The sequence below is a fragment of the Kitasatospora sp. NPDC058162 genome, assembly GCF_042884005.1.
Classification (GTDB): domain Bacteria; phylum Actinomycetota; class Actinomycetes; order Streptomycetales; family Streptomycetaceae; genus Kitasatospora.
Map to the genome: position 1 here is coordinate 32,428 of NZ_JBHVUS010000040.1, position 20,937 is coordinate 53,364.

Here is a 20,937-nt window from a genome sequence, read left to right on the forward strand (position 1 = left end):
CCTTGGGAAGGCTGCTACCGGGCTCGCTCCGGGCACAGGGAGGGGTCCGACGACCTGGGCACACCACAACGGGGCGAAGGGGGAGCCATGAGTGGTACCGAGGACGTGTCCACGGGACGGCTGCTCATTCTGGAGTACGAGCGGATCAAGGACGAGCAGCGAGCCAGGATCGGATTCCGGGACAACTTACTGTACGCGACGCTCGCTTCCATGGCCGCGGTCATCGCCGTCGCGGTCCAGGCCGGTGTCGCGCTGTTGCTGATCCTGCCGCCCGTCTGCCTACTGCTCGGCTGGACCTACCTGGTGAACGACGAGAAGATCTCGGCCGTCGGACGCTACGTAAGGGCCGAAATCGCTCCTCGGCTGCAGGCCTTGACGGATGATCAGGCGCCGGTGTTCGGGTGGGAGGTGGCGCATCGCAGCGATCCTCGGCGAGTCTCGCGCAAGTACCTTCAGCTCGGAGTCGACCTGCTGACCTTCTGCGGCGGGCCGGTCGCGGCCGTCCTGGTCTTCTGGGCCGCCGGGGGCGTCTCGATACCGTACGCGGTCCTGTCCGGGGCCGAACTCCTCGGGGTTGCCGTGCTCGGCTGGCAGATCGCGCTCTACGCGGATCTGGGCAGAAGCGATCCGGTACCCGCTCCTTCCCCAGTCGATTGAGTGATGCCGGCAGGACACGACGGGACGGACGGTGCGGGCCGGGCCACTATGGGAGGGGGCCTGCGGGTTTCACTGGTCGGCTCGAACGGGGTGCTCGTGATGGGCGTGCCATGGCATCGGTCGCCGGGGCCCGGACGCGAGGCCGCCGAGGTTCCGGCCGGGCGCGGACTGGAGGAGGCGGCGCGGATCCTGCGGTCGGCGCCGGCCCGGCTCGACGCGCACATCGGCGGGCTCTACCTGTTGTCGGAGGACCGGCAGGTGCTCGAGCTGGCCGTGACCCTGGGGGCCGCCCGGCAGTTCACCAGGCCGTGGCAGCGCGTCGGCCTCACCGCACCGGTACCGGTGGCCGAAGCGGTGCGCAGCGGCCTGGTCGTATGGGTCGGCGGCACGGAGGACATGGCGCGCAGGTACCCGAGGGTCGCGGTGGCCATGCCGTACGCGTTCCGCCTCGCGGCTGCTCCGCTCGTGACGCGGCGGACCGCGTACGGGGCCGTCTTCGTGCTCTGGCCCGCCGCGCATCCCCCCGAGCTGTCGCCCGGTGAACGGGACCGGTTCGACGCGTTCGCCGATCGCCTGGCCGAGGTGCTGGCGGACGCGGCCCGGGCGGGCCGACCGGTCCGGGCCGGGCAGCGCCCCGGGGTGGCGGAGAGTGGCTCCTCCGCCCCCCTCGCCACGATGGCGGAACGGCTTCCGGAGGGCGTGTGCGAGATCGATCTGGACGGCAGGCTGGCGGCGGTCACCCCGGCCGCCGCCGAGTTGCTGGGTGTGCCGGTCGAGCGGCTGCTGGGCGCGCGGCCGTGGGCGGTCCTGTCGTGGCTGCGGGATCCGGTGTACGAGTACCACTACCGGGCCGCGGTGATCAGTGGGCAGTCCACCTCCTTCGTCGCGTTGCGGCCGCCGGACCGGTGGCTGTCGTTCGAGCTCTTCCCCGACCCGTCCGGACTGACCGCGCGGATCACCGCCGCTGACGTCGACGCCGCCGACCGCGACCGGCCCGTCGGGACCCCGCCCGAGCGGGCCACGCACACACGTCCCGGAGCGCTGTACCACCTCCTCCACCTCGCGGGCGCGCTGACCGAGGCCGTCGGCGTGCAGGACGTGGTGAGCATGGTCTCCGAGCAGATCGTGCCGGCTTTCGGCGGCCGAGCCGTGGCGGTGCTGATGGCCGAAGGGGGCCGACTGCGCATCGTGGGCCATCGCGGCTATCCGCCGGGCCTGGTCGACCAGTTCGACGGCACCCCGCTGACCGAGTCCACCCCCGGCGTCCAGGCGGCCACCAACCCCGTGCCGGCGTACTTCGAGACCCGTGCGGAGCTGGAGCGGCTCTACCCGGGCCGCCAGGAGACCCAGGACGGGATGGCCGCCTGGGCGTACCTGCCGCTGGTGACCTCGCGAAGGCTGATCGGCACCTGCGTGCTGGCCTTCGCCGAGCCGCACCACTTCGATCTCGAGGAACGCGCCGTCCTCACCTCGCTCGGTGGACTGATCGCCCAGGCCCTGGACCGCGCCCGGCTGTACGACACCAAGCTCGGCCTCGCCCAGGGCCTCCAGGAGAGCCTGCTGCCCCGTGCGCTGCCGGACGTTCCGGGCCTGGAGGTCAGCGCCCGCTACCTGCCGTGCACCGAGGGCATGGACATCGGAGGCGATTTCTACGACCTCATCCGGGTCGGGCCCGACGACGTGGCCGTCGTGATCGGCGACGTCCAGGGCCACAACGTCAACGCCGCCGCGCTGATGGGCCAGGTCCGTACCGCCGTCCGGGCCTTCGCCGCAGCCGACGCCGATCCGAGCACCGTGCTCTCCCGGACCAACCGGCTGGTCGCCGACCTGGACACGGACCTGCTGGCCAGCTGCGCCTACCTTCGCGTCGACCTCGCCCGCCGGGAGGCCTGGCTGGCCGACGCCGGCCACCCCGTGCCACTGCGGTACGGCCCGGACGGCCGGGCGGGCGCGCTGGAGCCGCTCATCGGCCTGGTGCTGAACGTCGACCCCGCCGCCGACTACCCGCAGATCCGCGTCGACCTGTCGATCGGTACCACTCTGGCCCTGTACACCGACGGCCTCATCGACACGCCCGATGTGGACCTGGACCAGGCGCTGGCCGACCTGACCGCCACGCTGGCCCGCTACGGTGGCGAACCACTCGACAGGCTGGCCGATGCTCTCGTCGACCGGGCGGGTCACGGGGAGTACCGCACCGACGACGTCGCGCTGCTGCTGATCCGGTCCGTGCCCCGGTGAGCCGGGACGGGGGCCGGACCGCCTCCGCGGTCGGCGGGTGCGGTGGACCCGGGGCGCTCCGGTCAGGGCCCGGTGCGCCGTGTCCCGTTCGCGCCGGGGCGGGACCATGGGTGTATGGCGAGAGACATGGGCCCCGGTCCCCAGGCTCCGGGCCGAGCGGGTGGTCGGCGTGGCCGGCAGTATCCACGTCCGGTCCCGGGGGATCCTTCGGTGCGGCGTCTGCGGTCGGTGCTGAGCATCCGCAGTGTCGCCGGTCAGATGTTCCTCCTGCAGGTGTTGATCGTGCTGCTGCTCGTGGTGGTGGCGGTCATCGCGCTTTTGATCGAGTCCCGCAGCGACCGGTTCTCGGCGGCGCGCGACCGTTCGCTCGCCGCGGCCGAGGCGTTCGCCCACAGCCCCGGTCTGGTGGCGACCATGCAGGGCCCCGATCCCAGCGCGGTGCTGCAGCCGCTGACCGAAGCAGCCCGTAAGGACGCCAAGGTCGACTTCATCGTGGTGACCGACCGGAACGGCATCCGCTTCACCCACCCCGAGCCGGAGCAGATCGGCAAGAAGTTCGTCGGCACCATCGGGCCGTCGCTGCAGGGGCAGATCACCGTCGAGCAGGTGCACGGCCCGCTCGGCCTGGAGTACCAGGTGGTGGTCCCGGTGGAGGACACCCACGGCGGGGTCGTGGGCATCGTGTCCGCCGGGATGAAGGTCGCCAACGTGAGCAGCGCGATCGACCGCCAGCTGCCGGTCGTCCTGGGTGCGGGCACCGTGGCGCTGGGCCTGGCCACGGCCGGAACGGCGCTGGTGGGCAGGCGGCTCCTGCGGCAGACCCACGGCTTGGGACCGGAGGAGATGACCAGGATGTACGAGCACCACGACGCGGTGCTCCACGCGGTGCGTGAAGGCGTGGCCATCGTCAGCGGCGACGGCCGGGTCCTGCTCGCCAACGACGAGGCGCGCCGACTCCTGGACCTGCCCCCCGACGCGGAGGGGCATGCGGTCACCGACCTCGGCCTCGACCCCCGTACGACTGAACTGCTGCTGTCCGACAGCGCGGTCACCGACGAGGTGCTCCCCGTGGGCGGCCGCCTGCTGGCCGTCAACAACCGCCCCACCGACAGCGGGGGAGGCCCCGCCGGCAGCGTCACCACGCTGCGCGACTCCACCGAGCTGCGCGCCCTGGCGGGGAGGGCCGAGGTCGCCCGCGGTCGGCTCAGGTTGCTGTACGACGCGAGCATGGCCATCGGAACCACCCTGGACGTTCGCCGCACCGCCGAGGAACTCGCCGAAATGGCCTCCCGGGAATTCTGCGACTACGCCACGGTCGACCTCGCCGACGAGGTGCTGCGCGGTGAGGAACCGCGGACCCTGACGGCCGGTGCCACGGTGGAGCTGCGGCGGGTGGCGGTCGCGGGCATCCGGGACGATTCGCCGCTGTACCCCCCGGGCGAACTCGTCCGGTGGGCGGGCAGCACCCCGCAGGCGGCGGGCTTCGTCAGCGGGCGGTCCGCACTCGTCCCCGAGGTGGCGACGGACGCCGGGTGGCGCAGGCAGGACGCCGAGCTCACGCAGGCGGTGCTGGACTTCGGCCTGGCGTCGTTGATCGCCGTTCCGCTGACGGCACGGGGTGTGCTGACGGGCGTCGCCTGCTTCTGGCGCGGCCGGGACCGGGGCCCGTTCGAGGACGACGAGCTGTCCCTGGCCGAGGAGCTGGCCGCCCGCGCCGCAGTGTCCGTCGACAACGCCCGCCGCTTCACCCGCGAGCACACGATGGCCGTCACCCTGCAGCACAGCCTGCTGCCACGCGCGTTGCCCGAACAGAGCGCCCTCGACGTCGCCTACCGCTACCTGCCCGCCCAGGCAGGGGTCGGCGGCGACTGGTTCGACGTCATCCCGTTGCCGGGTGCCCGGGTCGCGCTCGTCGTCGGCGACGTGGTCGGCCACGGCGTGCACGCGGCCGCCACCATGGGCCGCCTGCGCACCGCCGTCCAGAACTTCTCGACCCTCGACCTGCCGCCGGACGAGCTCCTCGGGCACCTGGACGAACTGGTCGCCCACCTGGACCAGGAGGCGGCCGCGGCCGGGGGTGCGCTCGCGATCACCGGCGCCACCTGCCTCTACGCGATCTACGACCCCAGCACCGCCACCTGCGCGCTGGCCCGGGCCGGCCACCCCCCGCCCGCCCTCGTCCACCCGGACGGCACGGTCGAGCTCCTCGACCTCCCCGCCGGTCCGCCGCTCGGCCTGGGCGGGATGCCCTTCGAAGCCGTGGAGCTGCGACTGCCACCGGGGAGCAGCCTGATCCTCTACACCGACGGCCTCATCGAGGACCGCACCCGTGACATCGGTGTCGGCCTGGACGTCCTCACGAGCGTCCTGGCCCGCCCCGACCGATCGCCCCGGGAGATCTGCGAGGCCGTGATCGACGCCCTGCTGCCCGCCCGCCAGAGCGACGACATCGCCCTCCTCGTCGCCCGCACCCGCGTACTGGAGCCCGACCGGACCGCCGAGTGGGCGGTGGCCCCTACTCCGGAGACCGTCGCCCAGGTCCGTGCCGAGGCCACCCGACAGCTCGCCGAGTGGGGTCTCGACGAGGCCGCCTTCGTCACCGAACTGGTGCTCAGCGAGCTGGTGACCAATGCCATCCGCTACGCCAGCGCACCGATCAGGGTGCGGCTGCTGTACGACCGCACGCTGATCTGTGAGGTCTCCGACGCCAGCAGCACCGCCCCGCACCTGCGCTACGCGGTCGCGGAGGACGAGGGCGGCCGCGGCCTGTTCCTCGTCGCCCGGCTCACCGAACGCTGGGGCGTCCGCTACACCCCCGAGGGAAAGATCATCTGGGCCGAGCAGTTCCTGTGACGGGGCGTCCCGCCCACCGGGCCCGTGGCCGAAGGGAGCGGAAGCCGGACGGCACCTGCCCGAACGGGAGCGAGGACCCTGGGAGTCCGCCCCGCAGGTCCCTCCCCGACCCTGCCGGTGTAGCCCGATCGGCCCTGTGCCCGGGCGGCGGCGCGGAACGACGATGGGCATCCGTCGCCGGGCCTCGAAGAGGCCGGCCGAGTCGAGCAGCAGCGCGTAGACGGTGAAGTACACGGGCGGCCCCCGGTGTCGCAGTACCTACTCGCCGGCGTCGAGCAGGTCTCGCAGTGCCCGTTCGTCGTCTGGGTCGAGCCCGGCGACGAAGTGCTGCAGGACCGCCAGGCGGTCGGCGCCACGGGCGAGCGCCTGGTTCATCTCTGAGGCGACCTCGTCGGCCGGACCCCGTCGAGGCGAGTAGGCGTGCGCCCGGCCGCACCGTTCGCGGTCGAGCAGGCCCTTGGCGTGCAGCCGGCCCAGGACCGTGAGCACCGTCTTGTAGACCAGCCCCGGACCGCCGAGCGCTTCGTGCACCTCGGAGGCTGTCATCGGGCGGGCCTCGGCCCACAGCACGGCCATCACCTCAGCCTCCAGCGCACCGTGCTCGCGCCGCTGTTCGCCCACGTCCTCTCCGTTCCCTCCGTCCCCGCCGCAGACCGCCTGCTGCCGGGCGGTGGCCGGACTCTACCCACCGGGGACGCCGACGACCCTTCGACGACGGTGGTTTCCCGGACAGCCTGGACGGCTCGCGCGAACGCGGGCGCTCAGCCGACCGCAGCCACCGGCCTGGTTGTGCCCGTGGGCCCGGCTTGACCGAGGACGCAGCGGCCGGACTTCTGGCTTCCGGCCATGCGACGTGGCGTCAGGGGGCGCGTAGTGGCGGAGCCGGCCGAGTTGCGGACGAGTACCTCGGCTTGTATCGGAACTCGCCCGCAACTACGCGATCATCTACTGAAGCGCCCGCATCGGTCCCCGAGCGGGCCCTCGTGTCACTTTCGCCAGAACAGGTGGTGCGTCACGCCGCTCGGGCTGGGCACGACCTCAAGATGGAACCGGTCGAGCAGCTCATCGGGTGACTCCCAGAGTCGCAGTCCGGACCCGAGCTTCACCGGCGAGACCGCCACATGCATGGTGTCGACGAGGTCGGCGTCAAGGAACTGCCGGATGGTGGTAACCCCGCCGCCGAGGCGGACGTCCTTGCCCTGCGCCGCCTCCCGCGCCTGCTTGAGGACCGTGGCCGGGTCGCCGTCGACGAAGTGGAAGGTGGTGTCGGAGAGCGTGAGCGAAGGACGCTCGTGATGGGTCATGACGAACACCGGGGTGCGGAACGGGGGCTCGTCACCCCACCAGCCGCGCCACTCATGGTCGTGCCAGGGCCCGCGCTGGGGCCCGAACTTGTTGCGGCCCATGATCTCGGCGCCGATGTTGCGCGCGTAGTCACGCGTGAAGTGGTCATCGAGGCCCCGGCTCCCTCCGGGGTCGGTGCGCATGGGCCAGCTCGCCGTGGCGCCGGCCCAGGCGAAGAGCCTCTCGGGACGGACGTGGCCGAACGGACGCTCGAGGCTCTGGTCCTCACCGGCACCGATTCCGTCACTTGAGACGTTGAAGTTTTGTACTCTCAGTAACTGAGACACGTGTTCCTCCTGTGTTGTCGATAACGGCAGTAAGACCCTCCGGGCCGGGATGACTCGGTTTGCGGATGGATCGGTCAACCTCCGGACCCTGACCGGCTCCGCCACCCACGCCTCCCCTCCCCACACCAGATCGGATGTCCATCCACATCCAACCGCTTGAGGCGTCGCCACCGCCAACCCGGTGAACCTCTGCGGTCAGAGCATTAGCGGGTGTACGGCCTCAGCTCCGGGCTGCGGGCCGGTGAGCGGCCAGTGGGACGAACAGGGCCAGTGCCGCGACCTGGGTGGCGACTGTGAACACGGTGACGGCGGTGACGGAGTGGCTGTACAGGGCGCCGATGAGGGTGGAGCCGGCCAGCCATGCCAGGCCGTAGACGGCGGTGAAGACGCCGTAGCCGGTGCCGCGCCGAGCGGTGGGGACGAGGTCGGCGACGGCGGCGCGCAGCGTGGATTCGTGGATGCCCATCGCCGCTCCCCATACCAGGGCACCGGCCCACACCAGAGCGGGGCGGGTGGAGAACGACAGGAACGGCACGGCCGCCGCCAGGGGCAGGGCAACGACCAGGCCGCGCAGGCCGATGCGGTCGTACAGCCATCCGGAACCGAGCGCGGCGAGCGCGGCGGCACCCATGGCGGCGGCGTAGGCGACGGGGATCAGGACGTCGGGCAGCACGTGGCGGGTCTGCAGGTGGTACGCGAGCACGCCGAAGGTGGCGAACCCGGCCATGGACGTCGCGGTGAACGCCGCGTACAGCCAGAACCGGCCCGGCAGCCGCTGCTCGCCCTGGCCGGCCACGGCGCTGGGGTCGGGGTGCGGCGCCTCGTAGGCGGCGGGTACGGGAACCGCCCGCCGCAGCCAGGCCAGGGTGAGCAGGGCCAGCGCGCCCGGCACGGCCAGGACCGCGAAGCCGAGCCGGAAGCCGGAGACGGCGATCATGGCCGCGACGAGCAGCGGGCTGAGCAGCGCCCCGCTCTGGTCGAGGGCCTCGTGCACCGCGAAGGACTTCCCCCGGCCGCCTGCGGAGCTGGCCTGGGCCAGCATGGTGTCGCGGGCCGGGGTGCGGACCGCCTTGCCGAACCGCTCGGCCACGACCAGCGCGGCCGCCGGCCACAGTGCCTGGGTGAGCGCCATGAGCGGCACGGCGACCACCGTCATCGCGTACCCGGTGATCGACAGTGCCCAGTGCCGGCCGGTGCGGTCCGAAAGGCGTCCGGTGAACAGCCGCGAGACCAGGGCGACTGCCTCGCCGAAGCCGGTGACGAACCCGACCACGGTCGCGGAGGCGCCCAGGGTGGCCAGGTAGGGGCCGGTGATCGCGCGCGCGCCCTCGTAGACGAAGTCCGCGAGCATGCTGACCACGCCGAAGGCCATCACGAATCGCATCGGGGTCAGCCGGTTCGGCCCCGGCTGGAGCGCCGGACTCTCGGGTGTTCTATCGGTCGTCATTCACTGAGCATAACGGCCGTTAGATTGATCATTACGGGGTGTCGATCCCGGTGGCGTAGATCCGCTCGGCGAAGCCCTCCAGCGCGGCCTCGCACTCCTGCAGAGCCGCGGCTGCCTCCGTCTGCCGGCCCGCTCCCAGCCGGTCGCGGGCACGGACCTTGTCGAACCAGGCCTTGAGCTTGGCCAGGTCCTCGTCGTTCTCCTCCAGCTCGGCATAGGTGAAGTGCTCGGCCGCGGTCTCCTCGGCGATCTCCTTCAGGAAGTCCTGGCAGCGGTCGATGACCTCCGTGTACTCCTCGTCCCGGGCCGCGTTCAGTGCCGCGATCACCTCGTCCTGCCCGGCCAGCGCCTCGGCCCGCAGCAGTTGGGCGCTCCCGCCCATCTCGCCGATGTCGTTGCGCAGCACCCGCAGCGCCCGTTCGGTCTCCGGCGAGGCGGGCAGCACCGCCACCGAGTTCTGCAGGTAGACCGCGCCCAGCGCCTTGAGTCGTCGCCACACCCCCGCCCGCAGCCGCGTCGGCTCGGTGGGAATCCGGTACACCAGCAACAGCCATTCGATCGCATCTGCCATGCCACCAGTCTGCCCGGCGCCGAAGGCCGCTGTGACCAGTGGTCGGCGGTTCCGCGGCCGGCGCGCTCTCGCCGACCGGCGACCGGGTTGGGTGCGCTTGCTCCCGGGCCGGGGGCTGAGCTGCACGGCGAAGGCGGCCTTGTCCGGAGCGCTGGTCAGTGCGACATCTCCAGGCCGGGCGCGGCGCGTGTAGTGGACGGCCACCCGGCCGCTCCCGGTTTCGGGGCTGGCGGCGTGCGGCCCGCTCGCCTAGGCGTCGGTGGCCGTCGTCGGCCGTGTGGTGCGACGGGACCGCGGCTCGATCTCGGCCGCGGTCCCGTTCGTCCCGTGTCCGCTCTCTGTTGAAGGGTTCGTTCGTTCAGGGGGCCGTGGGGAACGGAAGCGTCCGGCCCGGGACCGGCGTCGGCTGGCCGGCACCCGTGGGGCCGGGCTGGTTCGTCGGCCCGGGGCCGGGGGCGAAGCGGTCGGGTTCGGCGTCGACCGGGTTGTCCGCGTCGCGGCTCGGGGTGGCGGCGGGTGCCGGAGGGGACTTGGCCGGGTTGCGGGTGGCGCCCCGGACGAAGGTCGGCGTCGGGACGGGGTGGGACGGGCCCGGTGTTCCGGCAGGGGCACCGTTGGGCATTGCGGGTGGAGACCAGCAGGTACGAGCTGTCAGGGGCGACGGAGAGGTCGCCGACCGGGGTGTTGGGCAGTCCGGAGCCCAGCCGGTACCAGTTGGTGGGAGCGGTCGGCGAGGCGGCGAGGACACCGTTGTCGGTGCCGACGATCAGCGAGCCCAGGGCGATCTTGACGGCGTTGACCGGCGCGTCGGGCAGGTTGCCGCTGATGTCGGTCCAGGTGGTGCCGCCGTCGTGGGACTCGAAGACGTGGCCGGTGCCCGCGCCGTCGATCCAGTGCCGGCTGTAGGAGCCGTAGACGGCGACGACGTGCGCGGCGTCGGCCTGGTCGACGGAGATCGCGGTGACCACTCGGTTGGGCAGGTTGGGCGCCTGCACCTGGTGCCACGTGCCGCCGTAGTTGGTGGCGATGCCGGCGACGAACGGCGAGCCGCCGCCGGGGTTGCAGCCGTTGCCGGTGCCGCACCAACCGGCGTACGTCACCGCGCCGTTGGCGGTCACGGCGGTGGCGGCGCTGCCGTTGCCGAGGTCGAAGACCGGCTGCCAGTCGCAGGTCGCGCCGGTGCAGGCGGTGGCCCAGCCCTTGCCCTGGTTGTCCCAGACGTAGCGGCCTCCGGCCACCCAGTGCTGGACGTTGGCGACGTCCGCGCCGAACGGGGCGACGAACCGGCCGTCCTTCTCGCACGGCGTGCCGGTCGACGTCGGCTTGAAGTTGGTGCAGTTCGGGCTGATGTTGTACCAGCTGTGGCCGCCGTCGAGGGTCTTGGCGAGGGCCAGGTTGGTGTACTCGGCGACGCTGTAGCGGCCGTCCTGCGGGGCGACGATCACGTTGAAGCCGTCACCGCCCTTGGGCTCGTACATCGCCGGGTCGCCCGGGACGGAGACCGAGTAGCCGTTGTCCTGGAGGCCGCCCCAGAAGATGTCGCCGGTGCCCGCCGTGTTCTTGCCGGTCTGGCCGCCGTAGTACTGCAGGGTGCGCAGGCCGGCGTTGAGGTCGTTGAACCCGCCGACCTGGGCGCGGGTCGCCGAGGGACGGGACCAGACGCCGCCGTCGCTGCCGAAGTACGTGGTGCCGTCGGAGGCGACCACGGCGGCGTGGTGTGTCCTGACAGCGAGCCCGGTCACCGATCGGCTGCGCCCAGGGTCGGGGGCGATGTGGGGTGCCGGATCGCACCCGCCGGCAGGCCCTGCTCGGACAGCCGGCGGCAGACGTCCGCGAGGAGGAGGACGGTGGACTTCGCCCGGTCCGCCTCGGGCCAGACCACTCCGAAGGTGCACGGCAGCAGGTCCGTGACCGTCCGGTAGCGGACGTCCGGCCGGGGGAAGAGTTCCGCGGCCACGGCCGGCAGGAAGGCGACCGCTTCGTCGAAGGACACCGCTGACAGCAGCGCCTCCACCCGGGTGACGCGGTGGTCGGTGTAGCGGACCGGGGCTTCGTTCGGGCGCGGGTCCATGGCCCAGAAGTCGCGCTCCGCCGCGGACACCTCCGGTGCCAGCCCGACCATCGCCCGGTCGGCGAGGTCCGAGAGATGCAGGCCGGGCTTCTCGGCCAGCGGGTCGGAGGCCGACAGGACCGCCACCCGGGGTTCGGTGGTGAGCGGCTCGGCGTGGTAGCCGCCGGGCACCGGGAAGTAGACGAAGGCGGCGTCGATCTTCCCCGCCGCCAGCGCCGTCGCCTGCTCGACGAGGTCCAGCACCTGGAAGTCCACCTCCAGGTCCGGATGTTCGGTGGTGAGCGCGGCGATCACCCGGCGGGTGGCCGCCAGGGCGGCGGCACAGTCGGTCAGCCCCAGCCGCAGTACCTGCCGGCCGCTCTCGGACGCCGAGCGCCGCGCCGCGTTGCGCAGCGAGTCCGACGCGTCCACCACGTTGCGCACCAGTGGGAGCAGCGCCTGTCCCAGCGGAGTCAGGTCCACCTTCCGGCTGGTGCGGGTGAACAGCTGCACGCCGAGCCGACGTTCCAGGACGCGGATCTGCTGGCTGAGGGCGGGCTGGGTGAGGTAGAGCCGCGCCGCGGCGCGTCCGAAGTGCAGCTCCTCGGCCAACGTCAGCAGCGACCGCAGTTGGTGAACTGCCGGGTCGTCCACGCCGATCATCGCCATGCCCCCCATCGACCTTCGTGGATTCCGTCATCCATCAAGGATGGTAATCGATAGACGATTGCGTGCGCCCTTGCCTGCGAGGGAAGCTGGCGATGCCTCAGCTTGTGCCCCGTGGGGAGTTCCGGCACGGAGCGAACGAGGGACGACAGGTGTGGAGAGTCGTCACTTCGCGCTGCCCGGAACCTGCGCATGCGGAAGCACTCTCCCTCATGTTCAGCGGGAGCGGTCGTCGGGGTCGGGTACGGGGGGAGTGGCAGCGGCAATGGTCGGCGGGCGGCTGGAATCCGCTGTTCTTCCGTCGCGGGTGCCGTGTCCCCCCTGTACGCCGGGCGCGACTGGCCAGGGCAGGCCGTCGAGGATCATCGAGCACCATCCCAGAAGAGGTTCCGCGTGCGAGCGGACACGAATTCAGGAGCGGTGGAATGAGAGTTCTACAGGGGGAAACACTTGCGCCGGCCCGGTTCGGGCGGCGGCGTCCCGCATCCATACGGACGCGCGGTACGGAGGAGTGTTGAACCACAACACGACGGGGGCGTCGTCCACGCAACAGATTTCGCAGCGAGTACTCGAACTGCTCTACCGGCACCGGCGGGTAGACGAGTCGCTCGCCGCCGATCCGGACGTGACGGCGGACGGCGGGGAAGCACCGGAGAAGCAGCAGCCCTGCGCCGACTGTTCGGAGGCCCGCCGGGCCAGAATGGCGGCTTTCATCGAGCGGGACCTGCCGATCCACTTCGTGGTGCCGGCCTTTCCCGCGAAGTCTCCCAACCGGAGCAAGGTCCTGGGCGCCCTGCCGGACCTCGGTGAGCAACTGGCACTGGGCTTCCTGCAGTCGCTCTGCGATTACGTGCAGCATTTCTACGCACCGGGAGCCCGGGTCACCGTCTGCTCCGACGGGCACGTCTTCGGCGACGTGGTGGGGGTGGCGGACCCCGTCGTGAGCGCGTACCGGGACAGCCTCAGGGAGATGATCGAGGCCGCGCGCTGGCCGTCGCTGGACCTCTACGGCCTGGACGACGCCTTCGGCAGCGTGGACTACCCGAAGATGCGGCGCATTCTCGAGGACGAATACTCCTCCACGCTGGAGGAACTCAAGGACAACGTCCGCACCGAGCGGAACTCGCGGGCGCTGTTCAACGGCATACACCGCTTCATGTTCGAGGACGCGGTGGCGCGGCGCGGCGGTGAGGCGTCCCGCTCCCAGCTGCGGAAGGAATCGAAGGATTCCGCCTACCAGACCATTCTCCGTTCCAATGCGTGGAGCCGGCTGGTCTCCGATAAGTTTCCCGAGGCCATCCGGCTGTCGATACACCCGCAGCCCCCGCACTCGGAGAAGCTCGGAATCCAGCTCATGTCGACCAGGGACGGCTGGCTGACCCCGTGGCACGGGGTGGTGCTCGACGACGGCGTGAAGCGCTATCTGGTCAAACGGTGGGACGCGGAGAAACTCCAGGCCACCGTCGTCTGGCGGGGCGGCCGCCCCAGCCATTTCGTCGCCCCGCACCTGCCGGCCGGTTCCCGGTGACGTCCTCCCCGGAAAGGAAGAACTCCGTCATGACAACCTCCAGGTCTTCGGCCGGGACGTTCCGGCACATTCCGTTGCGGCCCTTCGGCCGGGTGGTCGAGGCCCCGGGCGGCGACGCCCGGATCTCCGACATCCCGGTGGACGAGCTGGCCCGGTGGACCCACGAATCCCGGGTGCTGGTGCTGCGCGGATTCAGGCTCCTGGAAACGCAGGAATTCGCCGACTACTGTCGCCTCTGGGGCGAGGTCCTGAAATGGGAGCCGGGCGAGGTCATCGACCTGGTGGTCGAGGAGAACCCGCGCAACTACCTGTTCGCCGACGGGGACGTCCCGTTCCACTGGGACGGCGCGTTCGTCGAGGCCGATCCGCGGTACTTCTTCTTCCAGTGCCTGGAGGCGACCCCCGGTGTCGGCGGGGAGACGGTGTTCTCGGACACCACCGCCGCGTACCGGGACGCCGATTCGGACCTGCGGGACGTGTGGTCGCGGATCAGCATCACCTACACGACCGAGAAGATGGTGCACTACGGCGGCGAGATCACCGAGCGCCTGGTGGCCCAGCACCCCAGCACCGGTGTGCCCGTGCTGCGCTTCGCCGAGCCGCTGGACCCGGCCGTCTACAAGAACCCCGTGCAGGCCGCCGTCCACGGCATCGACGGGGCAATGGCCGAGGAGTTCCTCGCCTCGATGGCGGAGCGCCTGCACCGGCCCGAGTACTGCTACGCGCACGACTGGCGCAAGGGCGACATCGTGATCGCCGACAACATCGCGCTGGTGCACGGACGCAACGCGTTCAGCGGGCCGACCAACCGGCACCTGCAACGGGTCGAGGTCATCTGACCCACCCCCGGCACCAAACGTCCCCGAAAGCAGCCATTCCCAGCACAGGTGGAGCTAGCGCATGAGTATCGGCATCGTGGGGACCGGGATCTCCGGTCTTCACCTGGCGCTCAGACTGCGGCAGTTCGGCATTGACGTCACCCTGTACGCGGCGCAGGACCCGGACGACATCCGCAGCGGGCCGCTGTTGAACCTGGTCACGCGCTTCGACTCCACCAGGGAACGCGAAAAGGCCCTCGGCGTGACCCGATGGGCATCCGGCGAGTACGACAACGCGTGGATGCACCTGAGTGTCGAGGGGCCGGACGGGATGTCGTTCCGGGCACAACTCCCGCGCCCCGCCAGTTCGGTGGACTTCCGGATGTATCTCGCCACGCTGCTGGAGGAGTACCAGCAGCGTGGCGGGAACGCGGTCCGCCGAGGGGTGGCCGACCGGGCCGAGCTGGCCCGGTTGGCCGAACGGCACGAGCTCGTGGTCGTCGCGGCCGGCCGGGGCGCGCTCACGGACGCCTTCCCGCGCGACGCGGCCCGTTCGCCGTACACCTCGGCGCCGCGGCGACTCGCGGCCGGCCTGTTCCACGGGGTCCGCCCGCCGGAGCCGTCCGGCATGACCATGCACATGGTGCCGGGAGCCGGGGAGGTCCACGCTCCGACGTACCACTCCTTCGGCGGGCAACTGACCGGCGTGCTGGTCGAGGCGGTGCCCGGCGGCCCCTTCGCCGCCGTGACGGACCGGAACCACCGGGACGACCCCGAGGGGTTCGCGCAAGCCGTCCTGGAACTGATCACCACCCACACCCCCACCCTGCGGGAACGCGTGGACGAACGCGAGTTCGCGCTCGCCCGCCCGGTGGACCTGCTCCAGGGCGCGGTCGTGCCGGTGGTGCGCCAGGGCTGGGCACGGCTGTCCGACGACCGGTACGCCCTGGCCGTCGGCGACGCCTGGATCGCCAACGATCCGCTGACCGCGCAGGGCGCCAACCTCGGCTCCACGCTGGCCTTCCAGCTGGCGGACGTGCTGCGGGAGCACGACGGGCCGTACGACGGGACCTTCTGCCGCACGGTGTCGGAGCGGCTGTGGGCCACCGCCCAGCCGATCGTGGACTGGACCAACATGTTCGTCGGCCCGCCCCCGCCCCAGATGGGCACCCTGCTCGCGGCCTGCGCGGCCGACCAGCGGATGGCGGACGCCTTCGTCGCCCACCTCGATCGCCCGGGCGCGATGTGGCGGCACATCCGACGCCCGGAACACACCGACGATTTCATCGCACGGACGCTGGCAGTGAGGAGCGGAGTATGAGCGTGCAGGTCGGCCTGGTCTGGGACGCGGTCGGACGGATCGAGGGCGGGCGGGGGCTGCTGGGGGTCGCCCGCCAAGCCGGACTCGACACCTTCCTGGTCTTCGACCACCTGATGAACGTCTTCCCCCGCCAGGCCTGGGACACCGATTTCAGCTACCTGGCGGCGGACCTGCCGACGCCCGACCGTTGTCTCGACTTCGCCACCGTGCTCGGCAACTTCGCCCCGCAGGCCGGCCCGGTCAGGCTCGCCATCGGAGTCACCGACCCGCACCGCCGCCATCCGGCGGTGCTGGCCCAGACCGCGCTGACCCTCGCCCAGCTCACCGAGCAGGCCCCCGTCCTCGGCATCGGCGCGGGCGCGCTGGAGAACCTCGTGCCGTACGGCGTGCCGCACGACCACCAGGTCGACCGGGTCGAGGAAGCGCTGCAGGTGCTCAGGCTGCTCTTCTCCGGCGAGGGACCGCACGACTTCCGCGGACGTCACTTCACGCTGGACCGCGCGCTCACCCTGCCGGCGCCCGAGGGCCGGACTCCGCGGCTCTGGCTGGGGGCGAACCGCCACCGGATGCTCACCCTGGCCGGCCGCTACGCCGACGGGTGGCTGCCCTCCGAGCTGATGGCGCCGGACGAGTACGCCCGGCGGCTGGCTGTGGTGCGCTCGGCCGCCGCCGAGGCGGGCCGGGACGCGGACGCCGTCACCGCGGCCGGTGGCGTCCCGATCGTGGTGGCGGAGACCGACGCGGCGGCCCAGGACCTCCTGCGGGCCACCCCGATCCGCTTCCTGGCCCTGCACGCCGGTGCCCGGGCCTGGCGCCGGCACGGCGCCGTGCACCCCTTCGGCGAGCACTACCGCGGCCTGGTGGAACTGCTGCCGCACCACCTGACCCGACCGGAGGTGGAACGGGCGCTGGCCGCGGTCCCGGACGAGGTGGTCGCGGACCAGGTCCTCGTCGGCAGCCGGGAGACCGTACTGAAGAGGATCGGCGAACTCGTCGACGCGGGCATGCGGCACCCCATGCTGATCCCGGCCTCGGCCCTGGCCTCGCCCGAGGCCGCGGGCTACACGCTGGAGTCCGTCGGGTGGCTGGCCGCCCGGCTGCGGACCGGCGCGGACACCGAGGGGACGGCGGCATGACCGGGGTGGGCATCGTCGGAACCGGGATCTCGGGCCTTCAACTGGCCCTGCGGCTCCAGCAGTCGGGCGTACCGGTCACGGTGTACGCGGAGGAGGAGGTCGACCGGCTGAAGGGCGCCCGGCCGCGGAACTTCCCCGCCCGGTTCGGCCGCACCCAGCAGCGTGAGCGGGAACTCGGCGTCTTCGCCTGGGACTTCGCCGACGCGCAGGTGCGGCACTGGGCCGTCACCGTGCGGACCGGCGACCCCGCGCCGCTGGAGTTCCTCGCCGACCTGACGCCCCCGTCCAGCGTGGTGGACTTCCGGATCTACCTGCCCCACCTGCTGAACGCCTTCCTCGACCGCGGTGGGGAGCTGGTGGTCGGCGACCGCCCGGTCGAGGAGATCGCGGGCCGGCACGACCTGGTGGTGGTCGCGAACGGCAACCGGTCGATGCGGCGGCTCTTCCCGGTGGACCGGTCCCGCTCGCCGTACACCGGGCCGCAGCGGATCCTGTGCGCCGGGATCTACCTCGGCATCGACGAGGAGGTGCCGCACTCGCTGGACATCCACTTCCTGCCCGGTGCCGGGGAGATCCTGCGCCTGCCGTTCTACTCCCCGGCGGGCCGGGCGGACGTCCTCGCCTTCGAGGCGGTACCGGGCGGTCCGCTGGAGGGGATCTGCCACGCCGACCCCGACGCCGACCCGGCGGCGTTCCGCCGGCAGGTGCTCGACCTGGTCGCCGTCCACGCCCCGGGCCTGCGCGAGCGCATCGACACGGCCGGGTTCTCGCTCACCGCGCCCGGCGAACTGGCGCAGGGCGCGCTCACCCCGGTGGTCCGGCAGGGCTGGGCCCGGCTCGACGACGACACCTGTGCGCTCGCCGTCGGCGACGCCTGGATCACCAACGACCCGCTCACCGCCCAGGGCGCCAACCTCGGCTCGCACACCGCCTTCGCGCTCGCCGAACTGATCGCCGGCGGCACGGGACCGTTCGACGAGGAGTTCTGCCGCGACGCGTGCGCGCGGCTGTGGGAGCACGCGCGCCACGTGGTGGAGTGGAGCAACGCCTTCCTCGGTGAACTCCCGCCGCACGTCGGCGAGGTGTTCCGGCGGGCCGCGGCGGACAAGCGGGTCGCCGACGCCTTCGTCAGCAACTTCAACGATCCGGTCACCATGTGGCGCACGGTCTCCGGCCCGGACGGCGTGGCAGCCTTCCTGGCCGGCTTCGACGGTGCCTGACGGGCCCGGCCGACGACCGGCGGCACCGGTCACCACCCTCAGCAAAGGAGCGCGATGACCTTCCCGGACGACCTCCGTGACGAGAAGGGGCTGTTGATCCCGGAGTCCGAGCAGACCGCGGTGTGGCTGCTCGGCGGCCTGGCCCAGATACGGGTGCCGGGCTCGGCGACCAGGAACTCCTTCACCGTCGTCCAGCACACCGGCAACCGCGGCTACAACACTCCGCTGCACATCCACGACTACGAGGACGAGGTCTTCATGGTCCTGGAGGGCACCTTGCGCATGATCTGCGACGGGGAGGAGCAGGTGGCCGAGGCCGGCACCACGATGATCGTGCCGCGCACCGTCCCGCACGGTTTCGTCACGACCTCGGCGAACGCCAGGTTCCTGACCATCCACTCCACTCCGCAACCGGACCGCAGGCCGCAGTTCGACCTGTTCCTGGACGCGGAGATCCCGCACGCCAAGGCGCTCACCCTGCCCACCGAGGACGTGGGCGGACCGGATCTCGACCACATCATCGCCCTGGGCTCCACGTACGGCTACCGCTACGCGGGCCCGCCGCCCAGCCCCTGACGACAGGTCAGGCCGGCCCCGGCGGATCGAAAGAAATCCCACCCCGACAGAAGAGACACCATGTCGTTGAAGCTCCTTACCCTGATGCTGTGCGTGTTCGGCATCACGACCGGCGAGTTCGTCATCGCCGGCATCCTGCCGGATGTCGCCGGCGACCTCGACGTGTCGATCCCCGCGGCCGGCCTGCTGGTCACGGCCTACGCCATCGGTATGATCATCGGCGGTCCGGTGCTGACCGCGCTGACCGCACGCTATCCGCGCAAGCCGCTCATCGTCGGCCTGCTGGTGATCGTGGTCGTGGGAAACCTCGCGTCGGCCTTCGCACCGGTCTACTCCGTGCTGTTCGTGGCACGCATCGTCACCGCCCTGGTGACCGCCACGTTCTTCGCCAACGCGATCGTCATCGCCGCCTCCACCGCGCCCGAGGGCAAGCAGGCTTCGACCGTCTCCAAACTGGTCTTCGGGATGAACCTGTCGATGATGCTCGGCGCGCCGCTGGGGACCTTCATCGGCAACCACTTCGGGTGGCGGGCGACCTTCGGCACCGTCGCCGCGGTCTGCGTGCTCGGTCTGCTGATGGTGCTGCCGTTCGTCCCGGACGTGGCGGCCTCCACGTCCGGATCCTCCGCGGTCACCGAGCTGCGGGTGTTCCGCAGCCGCAACGTGCAGCTGGCGATCGCCGTCACCGCCATCGCCAACATGGGCCTGCTGATGGTGTTCACCTACTTCGCGCCGCTGCTCACCACCCTCACCGGCTTCGCCGAGGGTGCCGTCCCGCTGCTGCTGCTGGCGTACGGGGTGGGCGCGGCGGTCGGCAACTTCGCCGGCGGCTGGCTCTCCGACCGCTCGCCGATGGCCGCGCAGGTCGGGCTGCTGGGTCTGCTCACCGCGGGCCTGCTGGCGATGTGGGCGGTCAGCGGCAGCACCGTGCTCACCGCGGTCATGGTGTTCCTGATCGGTGCACTGGGCTTCTCCGTCATCCCGGGCATGCAGGCCCGGGTGCTCTCCACCGCCAGCTCGGCCCCGACCCTCGCCATCGCGGTGAACGCCTCGGGGTACCAGCTCGCGGCCGCCCTGGCCGGCTGGCTGGGCGGCCGGGTCGTCGCCGGCCCCGGCCTGCGCACCGTGTACGTCGCCGCCGCGGCGGTCACCGTCCTCGGCATCCTGCTCAGCTACTACTCCTGGCACCGGGACCGCGCGTCGGCCGGCTCCGCGACCGAGGAGAAGACGGCCGAGGCGTCCCCGGCCTGACCTCCCGTCCGGTGGGGTTCCGGTCCCGGTGGCCGGGACCCCACCGGCACGCCGCGCCCGGCCCGTGCGGGCGCGAACTCCACCGGGGAGACCCGGTCACTACCTCACGAGGGGGAACCATGGACCGTGAGTCCGCGCTGGTCACCGGCGACTGGGCCGAGCGCCACCTTGGTACGGACGGGGTGGTCTTCGTCGAGACCGGGAACGACGACACCGAGTACCGGAAGGGTCATCTGCCGGGCGCCGTCTGGATCGACTGGAGCGAGTTCCAGGACCGGCTGCGCCTGGGTGTCATCGACCGGGAGGCGTTCGAGGCGTTGATGCGGTCCAAGGGCATCGGCGACCGGGACACCGTGGTGCTGCACTCCGGGAACGCCAACATGTTGGCCGCACAGACGTACTGGTACTTCACGCTGCACGGTCACCGCTCCGTGCGGCTGCTGGACGGCGGGCGCCGCAAGTGGGAGGCCGAGGGCCGCCCGCTCAGCGCCGAGGTGCCCGCGCGCCCGGCCACCGACTACCGGGCGGCCACGCCCGACCCGTCGGTCCGGGCGACCAGGGACGACGTCCTCGCCGGCCTCGGCAGCCGCAACATCCTCGACGTGCGGACCCCGGAGGAGTACGCCGGGCGGGTCTTCGCCCCCGGTTTCGCCGGCACGCCGTTCGCCCCCGGCAACAACCCGCACGAGGTCGCCCAGCGCCCCGGCCGGGTGCCCGGCGCGGTCCACCGGCCCTGGGAGGCTGCCGTCAACCCGGACGACACCTTCCGTCCGCAGGAGGAGCTCCGGCAGCTGTACGCCGGTCTCGACCCGGCCCGCGGCACCATCCTCTACTGCTGGGTCGGCGCCCGTTCGTCGCTCTCCTGGTTCGTCCTGCGGGAGCTGCTGGGGTGGCCGGACGTGCGGAACTACGACGGCTCCTGGGCGGAGTACGGCTCGCTGGTCGGCGTCCCGGTCGAACGCGACTGACCG

17 protein-coding genes are annotated in these 20,937 nt (G+C 71.9%); 11 read left to right on the top strand and 6 right to left on the bottom strand.

From position 1 onward, the window contains the following. Positions 1 to 87: 87 nt before the first annotated feature. From ACFVXG_RS39470 to ACFVXG_RS39480, 3 genes are all read left to right on the top strand, one after another. Positions 88 to 657: a hypothetical protein gene (locus ACFVXG_RS39470; protein WP_387934973.1), complete on the top strand. Its 570-nt coding sequence runs from the start codon at positions 88 to 90 to the stop codon at positions 655 to 657. A gap of 99 nt (positions 658 to 756) precedes the next feature. Beyond that, entirely contained in the window at positions 757 to 2,898 is a 2,142-nt protein-coding gene (locus ACFVXG_RS39475) for a SpoIIE family protein phosphatase (protein ID WP_387934975.1), read from the top strand. A 258-nt stretch (positions 2,899 to 3,156) separates the two neighbouring features. Further along, on the top strand, positions 3,157 to 5,751 hold the full coding sequence (locus tag ACFVXG_RS39480; protein WP_387935042.1) for a SpoIIE family protein phosphatase: 2,595 nt from the start codon (positions 3,157 to 3,159) through the stop codon (positions 5,749 to 5,751). 258 nt (positions 5,752 to 6,009) lie between these two features. On the opposite strand, the gene ACFVXG_RS39485 is transcribed toward ACFVXG_RS39480, so the two are convergent. From ACFVXG_RS39485 to ACFVXG_RS39510, 6 genes are all read right to left on the bottom strand, one after another. Beyond that, a complete protein-coding gene (locus ACFVXG_RS39485) occupies positions 6,010 to 6,372 on the bottom strand; it encodes a BlaI/MecI/CopY family transcriptional regulator (protein WP_387934977.1) in 363 nt (120 codons plus the stop codon). Positions 6,373 to 6,737: 365 nt separating this feature from the next. Next, on the bottom strand, positions 6,738 to 7,382 hold the full coding sequence (locus tag ACFVXG_RS39490) for a dihydrofolate reductase family protein (protein WP_387934978.1): 645 nt from the start codon (positions 7,380 to 7,382) through the stop codon (positions 6,738 to 6,740). A 220-nt stretch (positions 7,383 to 7,602) separates the two neighbouring features. After that, positions 7,603 to 8,829: an MFS transporter gene (locus ACFVXG_RS39495; protein WP_387934980.1), complete on the bottom strand. Its 1,227-nt coding sequence runs from the start codon at positions 8,827 to 8,829 to the stop codon at positions 7,603 to 7,605. Between the two features lie 31 nt (positions 8,830 to 8,860). Further along, positions 8,861 to 9,400 carry a Chromate resistance protein ChrB gene (locus ACFVXG_RS39500; RefSeq protein WP_387934981.1) on the bottom strand — a complete coding sequence of 180 codons (540 nt, stop codon included), beginning with the start codon at positions 9,398 to 9,400 and terminating at the stop codon, positions 8,861 to 8,863. A 155-nt stretch (positions 9,401 to 9,555) separates the two neighbouring features. Then, positions 9,556 to 11,106, bottom strand: coding sequence for a hypothetical protein (locus ACFVXG_RS39505; RefSeq protein ID WP_387934982.1), 1,551 nt, complete (start codon positions 11,104 to 11,106; stop codon positions 9,556 to 9,558). A gap of 32 nt (positions 11,107 to 11,138) precedes the next feature. Further along, positions 11,139 to 12,119 carry a LysR family transcriptional regulator gene (locus ACFVXG_RS39510; RefSeq protein ID WP_387934983.1) on the bottom strand — a complete coding sequence of 327 codons (981 nt, stop codon included), beginning with the start codon at positions 12,117 to 12,119 and terminating at the stop codon, positions 11,139 to 11,141. A 511-nt stretch (positions 12,120 to 12,630) separates the two neighbouring features. On the opposite strand from ACFVXG_RS39510, the gene ACFVXG_RS39515 reads away from it, so the two are divergent. From ACFVXG_RS39515 to ACFVXG_RS39550, 8 genes are all read left to right on the top strand, one after another. Next, positions 12,631 to 13,644, top strand: a complete 1,014-nt coding sequence (locus ACFVXG_RS39515) for an L-tyrosine/L-tryptophan isonitrile synthase family protein (RefSeq protein ID WP_387934985.1) — start codon at positions 12,631 to 12,633, stop codon at positions 13,642 to 13,644. A 29-nt stretch (positions 13,645 to 13,673) separates the two neighbouring features. Then, positions 13,674 to 14,483, top strand: a complete 810-nt coding sequence (locus ACFVXG_RS39520) for a TauD/TfdA family dioxygenase (protein ID WP_387934987.1) — start codon at positions 13,674 to 13,676, stop codon at positions 14,481 to 14,483. A 61-nt stretch (positions 14,484 to 14,544) separates the two neighbouring features. Further along, complete coding sequence (locus ACFVXG_RS39525; RefSeq protein WP_387934988.1) at positions 14,545 to 15,783, top strand: styrene monooxygenase/indole monooxygenase family protein; 1,239 nt, start codon at positions 14,545 to 14,547, stop codon at positions 15,781 to 15,783. After that, on the top strand, positions 15,780 to 16,919 hold the full coding sequence (locus ACFVXG_RS39530) for an LLM class flavin-dependent oxidoreductase (RefSeq protein WP_387934990.1): 1,140 nt from the start codon (positions 15,780 to 15,782) through the stop codon (positions 16,917 to 16,919). The genes ACFVXG_RS39525 and ACFVXG_RS39530 overlap by 4 nt, the downstream gene beginning before the upstream one ends. Further along, entirely contained in the window at positions 16,916 to 18,139 is a 1,224-nt protein-coding gene (locus ACFVXG_RS39535; protein WP_387934992.1) for a styrene monooxygenase/indole monooxygenase family protein, read from the top strand. Before ACFVXG_RS39530 ends, ACFVXG_RS39535 begins: the two co-directional genes overlap by 4 nt. A 54-nt stretch (positions 18,140 to 18,193) precedes the next feature. Continuing rightward, positions 18,194 to 18,715, top strand: a complete 522-nt coding sequence (locus ACFVXG_RS39540; RefSeq protein WP_387934994.1) for a cupin domain-containing protein — start codon at positions 18,194 to 18,196, stop codon at positions 18,713 to 18,715. Positions 18,716 to 18,775: 60 nt separating this feature from the next. After that, positions 18,776 to 19,966, top strand: coding sequence for an MFS transporter (locus ACFVXG_RS39545; protein ID WP_387934996.1), 1,191 nt, complete (start codon positions 18,776 to 18,778; stop codon positions 19,964 to 19,966). Between the two features lie 119 nt (positions 19,967 to 20,085). After that, positions 20,086 to 20,934, top strand: coding sequence for a sulfurtransferase (locus ACFVXG_RS39550; protein ID WP_387934998.1), 849 nt, complete (start codon positions 20,086 to 20,088; stop codon positions 20,932 to 20,934). Positions 20,935 to 20,937 lie beyond the last annotated feature (3 nt).